This window comes from Vibrio sp. 10N.261.52.A1 (assembly GCF_002876325.1).
Taxonomy (GTDB): domain Bacteria; phylum Pseudomonadota; class Gammaproteobacteria; order Enterobacterales; family Vibrionaceae; genus Vibrio; species Vibrio chagasii.
This window is the reverse complement of the sequence record NZ_MCYD01000855.1, coordinates 1-8,024: the sequence shown is the minus strand read 5'-3', so window position 1 is coordinate 8,024 and position 8,024 is coordinate 1. Positions and strand designations below refer to the sequence as shown.

Below are 8,024 nucleotides of genomic sequence, written 5' to 3'. Positions count from 1 at the left end.
TATCTACATAAATAATTGTATTTATTGGTTTTGTTTTGAGTGTGGCGAGGTGGCTGTTATACCAGAGTGTGCTCTGTGACGATTTGTTATATCAAAGTGATGACGAGAGGAAATTTAGAGTAATGATTCTTATACGATGGAACTTTACTTGGGTTGTTAATTTTTTGTTTAGATTTGTTTGATTAAAAATGGATTCGCATGCAACGATAAGTTTGGGAATGGTTGGATTGAAAAAGCCACTCAAAGATGAATATTGAGTGGCTTTGTTGATGGGTACGCTTAAGACAATAGTTCTGGAAGGAACAGCGATATCGCTGGCACAAAGGTAATGATCATCAAAGCGACGAGCATGGCACCAATCCAGCCTAAAATCGCCCGAGACAAGGATTCAATCGGCACGTTACCTACTTGGCTGGCCATAAATAAGTTGGCGCCGAGTGGGGGAGTGACAAACCCGATGGCTAAGTTTACGATCATCACGATACCAAAGTGGATTGGATCCATTCCTAATGCGGTCACGATAGGCAGCAGGATTGGAGTTAAGATAACAATCGCCGCTAATGTCTCCATGAATGTACCAACGATCAGGAGCAATGCGGTGATACATAGCAAGATGAGCAGCTTGTTTTCCGTGATAGAGAGAATGAATTGTGCGATTTCGGTTGGTAGACGCTCAAGCGTTAGGATTCGACCAAAGGTAACTGAAGCGCCCACAATCACAAGTACTGCACCTACCAATAACGAAGATTCTAAAATGATCTTCACGACCTTTTTGTAATCCAACTCTTTGTAAACAAACATGCCGAAAAACAAGCCGTATAACACACCAATCGCCGCAGATTCAGTTGGCGTGAATATACCAGAGTAGATGCCGCCAAGAATAATTACGGGTAATAGCATTGCCCAAATCGCTTCTTTAAGCGCTGCCAGTCTCTCAGGCCATGTTGCTTTCTTATCGTTACCTTTGTAGCCACGGATTTTAGATACGATCAAACAGTAACCGATAAGGACGAGTCCGACGACAACCCCAGGGAGAATACCAGCCATGAACATTTTCGTTACGGACACTTCTGCAGTAATGGCATACACGATCATTACAACAGACGGTGGAATAATTACACCGATACCGCCGGAAGAGGCAATCAATGCACCAGCAAAGCTTCGGTCGTAGCCTTTTTTCACCATAGACGGAATCATGGTTAAGCCAATAGCTGCAACGGTTGCTGAGCCTGTACCAGAGATGGAAGCAAAGAACATACACGCAACGATCGCCACAATCCCCAAGCCACCAGTGAAGTGACCAAAGAAGACTTCAGCAACATGCAAAAGGCGTTTTGATATACCGCCTTGGCTCATTAAGTTACCGGCCAATGTGAAGAGTACTACCGCCAATAGTGGGAAAGAGTCTAGGCCTGTCACCAAGCCCTGAACTAAAAATTCGATATTTAAGAAGGGTAGGCTCAAGATTGCCAGCATGCTGGCACCTGCGAGTGCGATACCTACGGGAACGCCAATAAGAAGCAGTAATCCGAAACTACCAAATAACAAAGCAGAGGTCATAAGCTTAGCTCCAACAAGCGGTTAGAAGTGCGGTGTTTTGCTTTCAAGTGACGGTAACGGTGTTGCGTTAGTCGAACCGACTTTGGTGAGTAAGCAATAATTGAAATGCGCTTATTGATGCTCACGACAAGGCGAATGGCACTGAGCACGGCACAAACAAGTACAGAGGTATATAAGCATGCAATCGGGATTTCCATTGCTGGAGCGATTTGGCCCAGTTTTAAGCTTCGACCAATCACTTTGAAACCAAACCAGGCAACGGTGCAGCTGAAGGCAAGGTAGATAAGGTCTGAAAGAATCAAACTGTAGTGGGTTAGATTACCCGGTAGTTTGTCGATGAATAGGCGAATGCGAATATGTCGATCATCACGAATACAGTAGCTGATGCTTAAGTACATCGCCCAAACGAAAAGGTAGCGGGCAAGTTCTTCTGCCCAAGCAATTGAAGCGTCAAATAGGCGCAAAGCTATCTGTAAACAGAGTAGCGCGGTCATCAACGAGATAGAAAGTACGATCAGTGTTGGTTCGAAGTATCGGTCGAACAGGCGAAACCATTTCATACGTAACTCCAAAGAGTGTTGAAAAGGGCATTGAATGCCAATGAATGAACTGCATCTCAGGCTTTAAAGCGGTTTGTCTGTAAAGCAATAAAGCTGCTTTAAACGAAGCCTCAAAGCCTGAGTCAATAACGGGCACCCATGAAGGGCTAGCAATCGTGATCAGTGAATTAGAGTTGCTCTATTTCTGTAATCACACTGTCGAATAGCGCTTCGCCAGTTTTGCTACGAAGCTCTTGGTAAACCGCTGCATTCATCTTTTCTTTCATTTGAGCACGAACGTCGGTTGGCACTACGTTTACTGTCATGCCTTTCGCTTCAAGCTCTTTGATGACTTCTTGGTTCTGTTTCGCTGCTAGATCACGCTGTACCGCGATGGTTTCTTGGCTTACTTCGTTGATAAGCGCCTGTTGATCACTTGGTAGAGAGTCCCAGAACTCTTTATTCATGAATAGCACGTAGTTAGTGTAAATATGGTTGGTTAGCGATAGGTACTCTTGTGCTTCATAAAAACGCTCAGCGTAAATAGAGTACACCGCGCTTTCTTGTGAATTGATTAAGCCTTGTTGTAATGAAGTGAAGATCTCGCCCCAAGAAAGCGGTGTCGGTGCTGTACCCACCGATTTCCAAGCACTGATTTGCGTAGGGTTAGACGCTGAACGAATCTTTAAGCTGTTCAAGTCTTCAATGCTGTTAATCGGTTGCTTGTTATTGGTGATGCTGCGGAAGCCAACTTCCATAAAGCCTAAGCCATGAAAGCCTTTTGATTCCATTGAATTGAGAAGTGGTTTGCCGATCTTGTCGCTGTCCAACGCTTTGTGTGCTTGCGCTTCGTCTTCAAATAGGTAGAAAACATCAAGTACGTTGAACTCAGGTACGTAAGGTGAAAGCAGTACCGATGCACCAAACGTCATCTGTAAGTTACCTTGCTGAACAAGCTCTGTGGTTTCTCTTACATCGCCCAGTTGACGGGCAGGGTAGATTTCAACTTCAAGTTCTCCGTTAGAGCGAGATTCCAACTCTTTTTCGAAGTGAAGCATTGCTTTATGGACTGGTGATGTTTCTTGGCTGTCGTGAGCAAGGCGGATCACATTGCTTGCAAAGGTATTCATGCTAGACAGCGTTAAGCCGAGGGCGGTAATCGAGGTAAAGATTGCGCGTTTCATCGTTCTTCCTTGTTCATCACATGGCTTTTATGTGCATTCATTTGAGCCATGTTGTTCAGTGGGTTATTTATCCGCACTTCATATCCTAATTTTTGCATACGAATCCAAAATATAAACACGGAGCTAACAAGTCAATAACAAATGGGGCGATTTGATAGTGCAGTTAATATGAATAGGCGAATTTTTAGACGAGATCACAGAAAAAAGCCCTAACTAGAGATTAGGGCTTTTAGTCTAAATTTATCGGTGTTGAGTAGGTTGGTTTGCAGTGAGCTTGTTAAAGGGGAGAAAGCTGGCTAAGAGCCTTTGGCTGTACTCCCTCGCTCAATAATGGTGCCAGATTCAAGCAGGTATTCGCCTTTAGCGTCCACGTTATCGTTGATGCGCTGCATTAAGTCTTCAACAGCTCTTTGCACGATTTTATCGGTAGGCTGAGCAATCGTGGTGAGGTCATAGCTTGGCCAAGAGGCCATTGGGATATCATCCACTCCCATCACTGCAAAGTCTTGAGGAATATGACATCCGAGCTTTCTAAGACCGTCCATAACACCCATAGCTAGGATATCATTGGCACAGAACACAGCATCTGGCTTGGATGTATGCTCCATTAACTCTTTAGCGGCTTCTAATCCCGCTTCAAAACTGTATTTTGCATTGATGAAGATAGGTGAAGCGGCTTCACGAGTTTTTGCGGTTTCAGAGAAGCCAAGCCAACGTTTGTCACTGGTCATTGAGCCTGCATCACCACTGACATAAGCCAGTTGTTTGTAGCCCTTATTCAGCAAATAATCCGCCGCTTGCGTGCCAGCTCGTTGGTTATCTAGGCCAGCGCTGTTCGCATTAATGCTTTCCGTATAACGGTTGATAAGGCTTAAGTGAACGCCAAACTTTTCACATTGTGCGAATGCTCGGGAAGTAAGACGGCTGGTGGCAATGATTAAACCATCAACCTGATATTCAATCGCGCGTGAAATGGCAAGATCCAAGTCGTCTTTATCGATAGGGCAAAGGACAACTTGGCCGCCGCGCTTTTGAATTTCCATCGCGAGAGCACGAGATTGCAAGTCGTACATTGGGTTTGATTCGCTATCAAGTGCGATAGCCACTAACCCTGAACGATTGGAAATAAGGCTACGAGCGATCGCATTTGGCGTATAGCCAAGCTTGGTCGCGGCATCCATAACCATTTTACGTTTCTTCTCACTAATGCTCGCTGTCGGACTGAATGCCCGAGAAACGGTAGACTGAGAAACGCCAAGCATTTTGGCAACATCAATAGAGGTAACTTTCGCTTTTATGGTGAATCTCCTTATATCGCGATAAATCCAAGCGCCACCTTGATTAGGTCAACAGATCCTAATGAGCAAGGTTTGATAATTACAATACGTGTAACATTTGAAATCACAAAGAAAATTTATGAATTCATGACGGCTTGCTCATTTCGAAAGCCATCAATGATCATTTTGTGTTCAGAACCGACGCAAAAGAAGTTAACCCCGAGCTCTTTCCAGTGACGAGCCGCTTGAGCATTTGCGACAAACATACCAACGGGTTTGTTAACTTGCTGAGCTGCTTTGATTATTTTGATACTCGCTTCTCGCACGCATTCATCATTCACACTTTCAGCACTGTAAGACACCGCCAAATCGACTTGTCCAATAAACAGGGCATCAATGCCTTCCACTTTTGCTATCGATTCTGCGTTTACCACACCTTCTGGGTCTTCAATTTGTGCAATGACAACTGTGTTGTTCTGGCTGTCCTTTAGGTGTTTGGCCATCGGTTTGGTTGCGTATTTTGCTGCGCGGCTTGAGCCTGCATAGCCTCGACCACCTTCACCGTAATGGGACATTTTCACTAACTTTTCTGCTTGCTCTGCACTGCATACGTGTGGGATCTGGATTCCTGTCGCTCCGCAATCTAACGCATTCAAAATGGTCGATGGCTGGCTATCTTGAACTCGAACTACGCAAGGGAGCTGATTAGCGCGCGCAGCCAGAATGCAGCTATCCAGTGTCGTTCTATCAAAAGGGGCGTGTTCCGCATCTAGCACAACGAAAGGGAGTTCTGCCAACGCAAGCACTTCGATGATGTGTGGGTGAGGGGTTTTGACAAAGGTACCAAGTAGTTCGGTGTTGCTTAGTGTGTTCTTGAAGTTATCCATTACTTTCTATTCTCCATTACTTTTCATTTGCTTTTGCAAAGGTATGCAAAACTTAACATGTGTTGTTGTAAAAAAAGAGTAAAAACAATGTGATCAATGCAACATAAATTGACTGTATTTTAATCCGATAGGCATCCTAACTAGCTGGTGTGAAGTGCTTTTGTTATTTAAAACAATGGCTTGACTTTGATTTTCTAAGTTGAGAAATGAATTTGCCAAGTGTTAAAAAAATGTTTATGTTTGTTTTGCATTCGTATCCAAAAGCATACAAAAACAAAAATAAACTCTGTTAAAACTACACATAAGCAAACACTAGGCATACGCCACAAGGAGAACTAAGCATGGCTCGCATTCTAAAACACGGCATCACTGAAGAAGCATCAGCATCAAATAACGCGCAAGTACGTCAAACGGTTGAGAACATTCTTTCTGACATCGAAAAGAAAGGTGACAGTGCAGTACGTGAGCTTTCAGAAAAATTTGATAACTGGTCTCCGGAGCAGTTTCGCTTAACAGATGACCAAATTCAGGCATGTGTGGACGCATTGGACGAATCTACTAAGCACGACATTGAATTTGCACAAACACAGGTTCGTAACTTCGCTCAGATCCAACGTGACTCAATGCATGATGTAGAAGTAGAGACCATGCCGGGTGTTGTACTGGGTCACAAAAACGTGCCAGTAAATAGTGTTGGTTGTTACATCCCAGGTGGTAAGTACCCATTGGTTGCATCAGCGCACATGAGTGTTCTTACTGCGAAAGTGGCTGGCGTGAAGCGTGTGATTGCTTGTGCTCCTCCTTTTAATGGTCAACCAAATGTGGCGATTGTTGCGGCAATGGCGATGGCTGGAGCGGATGAGATTTACTGTTTTGGTGGCGTACAAGCGGTAGGTGCAATGGCATTGGGCACAGAAACGATTGCACCAGTAGATATGATCGTTGGCCCTGGTAACGCATTTGTTGCAGAGGCAAAACGTCAGCTGTTTGGTCGTGTTGGTATCGACTTGTTCGCTGGCCCAACAGAGACGCTTGTGATTGCAGACGAAGAGGGATGTGACCCTGAATTAGCAGCGGCGGACCTACTTGGTCAAGCTGAGCACGGTTACAACTCTCCAGCGGTACTGCTAACCAATAGCGAAACTTTCGCAGAAGAGACAGTAAAAGAGATTGAGCGTCAGCTAACGATTCTTCCTACTGCTGAAGTGGCAGGTAAGGCTTGGGAAAATTACGGTCAAGTTATTGTGTGTGATAGCTACGAAGAGATGGTTGAAGTCGCAGATGACATTGCTTCTGAACACGTACAAGTAATGACAAAAGATCCTAAGTACTTCCTAGACAACATGACTAACTATGGCGCGTTGTTCTTAGGTCGTGAGACAAACGTTTCTTACGGCGATAAATGTATCGGTACTAACCATACTCTGCCAACAAACAAAGCAGCGCGCTACACCGGCGGTCTGTGGGTTGGTAAATTCATTAAAACATGTACTTACCAGCGCGTAACTGAAGCAGCTTCGCTAAAAGTAGGTGAGTACTGTTCACGACTATGTGCACTAGAAGGTTTCGCTGGTCACAAAGAACAAGCAGACATTCGTGTGCGTCGCTACAAAGAAAAATCGGTAGAGGCATAACATGACAAAACTCGCCTTAGTTACAGGCGGCAGTGGCGGCATCGGTGCCGCCATATGTCACAAATTAGCGCAATCTGGCTATCGCGTTGTGTTTACCTACAACAGTAATGAGGTTGCAGCTCAACAGATCTTGGACAGCTTACAAGGTTCAGGTCATGCCATGTATCAACTGAATGTTGAAGACAGCTCTGCGATTGGCGCATTAGCAGACCAAGTTAAAGAGTCGTCGGATTCATTAGACTTGCTAGTGAACTGTGCAGGTATGACAAAGTTTGTCGCGCACAATGATTTAGCGTCTCTGAATGATGAGTTGATAGACAAGATCTTCCGCGTCAATGTTCGAGCTCCATTTGCGATGGTTCGCGCGTTTGAACCTTTACTTCGCAGCGCTAAGGGTTGCGTAGTGAACATCACTTCGATCGCAGCACAAACCGCAATGGGCAGTAACGTGGCGTATTGTGCGAGTAAGTCGGCAGTTGAAAACATGACACGTTCATTAGGCCGCGCTTTATCTCCAGATATCCGAGTACTCGCTGTTGCTCCTGGCTTAGTGGATACCGAATTTGTCAAAGGGTTAGATGATGAATGGCGCAATGCACAAGAGCAGTCGACACCGCTGAAACGATTAGCGAGTGACGAAGAAGTTGCCAACGCCGTTTATGCAGCTGCAGAGCTACTGACATTTTCAACCGGTAATACCATCGCTGTCGATGGCGGAAGACCGCTAGGTTAGGTAAGAAGGAATTTAGAATGACCCTACAAAATACAATAAATAACAATCTCGTTCGTTACATGGAGCTTATCCCAGGCACGAGTGCTTTCATTGATGCACGTACTCCGGGAAGCGACCTAAAAGACAACTTCTGTATCATCGGTGCTGGTGTGGCTGAAAGCAGCCGTCAACATGTTCATATCCGTGAAACGGCAGGCTTTAACATTGGTG

General features: G+C 44.9%; 7 protein-coding genes and 1 pseudogene. 3 read left to right on the top strand and 5 right to left on the bottom strand.

What is annotated here, in order from left to right; translation table 11 throughout:
* Positions 1-279: 279 nt before the first annotated feature.
* The 5 genes from BCT81_RS18335 to BCT81_RS18315 form a co-directional block, all read right to left on the bottom strand.
* Positions 280-1,560, bottom strand: coding sequence for a TRAP transporter large permease (locus tag BCT81_RS18335; RefSeq protein WP_102425392.1), 1,281 nt, complete (start codon positions 1,558-1,560; stop codon positions 280-282).
* The gene (locus BCT81_RS18330; protein ID WP_102425391.1) at positions 1,557-2,120 is read right to left on the bottom strand and encodes a TRAP transporter small permease; all 564 of its coding nucleotides are present in this window, start codon (positions 2,118-2,120) and stop codon (positions 1,557-1,559) included. The genes BCT81_RS18335 and BCT81_RS18330 overlap by 4 nt, the downstream gene beginning before the upstream one ends.
* A 167-nt stretch (positions 2,121-2,287) precedes the next feature.
* Positions 2,288-3,283 (bottom strand): TRAP transporter substrate-binding protein, encoded by a 996-nt coding sequence (locus tag BCT81_RS18325; RefSeq protein ID WP_060981473.1) that lies wholly within the window; start codon positions 3,281-3,283, stop codon positions 2,288-2,290.
* 296 nt (positions 3,284-3,579) lie between these two features.
* Entirely contained in the window at positions 3,580-4,545 is a 966-nt protein-coding gene (locus tag BCT81_RS18320) for a substrate-binding domain-containing protein (RefSeq protein WP_102425390.1), read from the bottom strand.
* A 152-nt stretch (positions 4,546-4,697) separates the two neighbouring features.
* Entirely contained in the window at positions 4,698-5,447 is a 750-nt protein-coding gene (locus BCT81_RS18315; RefSeq protein ID WP_102425389.1) for an aldolase/citrate lyase family protein, read from the bottom strand.
* Positions 5,448-5,788: 341 nt separating this feature from the next.
* On the opposite strand from BCT81_RS18315, the gene hisD reads away from it, so the two are divergent.
* The 3 genes and pseudogenes from hisD to BCT81_RS18300 form a co-directional block, all read left to right on the top strand.
* On the top strand, positions 5,789-7,081 hold the full coding sequence (gene hisD, locus BCT81_RS18310; protein WP_061031088.1) for a histidinol dehydrogenase: 1,293 nt from the start codon (positions 5,789-5,791) through the stop codon (positions 7,079-7,081).
* A gap of 1 nt (position 7,082) precedes the next feature.
* Positions 7,083-7,814: an SDR family oxidoreductase gene (locus BCT81_RS18305; protein ID WP_102425388.1), complete on the top strand. Its 732-nt coding sequence runs from the start codon at positions 7,083-7,085 to the stop codon at positions 7,812-7,814.
* A gap of 17 nt (positions 7,815-7,831) precedes the next feature.
* Positions 7,832-8,024: pseudogene (locus BCT81_RS18300) on the top strand (cupin domain-containing protein); the annotation flags it as partial.

Bases quoted from the DNA above. Each gene is read 5' to 3' on its own strand.
- BCT81_RS18335 (WP_102425392.1), bottom strand. From the start codon at position 1,560: ATGACCTCTGCTTTGTTATTTGGTAGTTTCGGATTACTGCTTCTTATT.
- BCT81_RS18330 (WP_102425391.1), bottom strand. From the start codon at position 2,120: ATGAAATGGTTTCGCCTGTTCGACCGATACTTCGAACCAACACTGATC.
- BCT81_RS18325 (WP_060981473.1), bottom strand. From the start codon at position 3,283: ATGAAACGCGCAATCTTTACCTCGATTACCGCCCTCGGCTTAACGCTG.
- BCT81_RS18320 (WP_102425390.1), bottom strand. From the start codon at position 4,545: ATGCTTGGCGTTTCTCAGTCTACCGTTTCTCGGGCATTCAGTCCGACA.
- BCT81_RS18315 (WP_102425389.1), bottom strand. From the start codon at position 5,447: ATGGATAACTTCAAGAACACACTAAGCAACACCGAACTACTTGGTACC.
- hisD (WP_061031088.1), top strand. From the start codon at position 5,789: ATGGCTCGCATTCTAAAACACGGCATCACTGAAGAAGCATCAGCATCA.
- BCT81_RS18305 (WP_102425388.1), top strand. From the start codon at position 7,083: ATGACAAAACTCGCCTTAGTTACAGGCGGCAGTGGCGGCATCGGTGCC.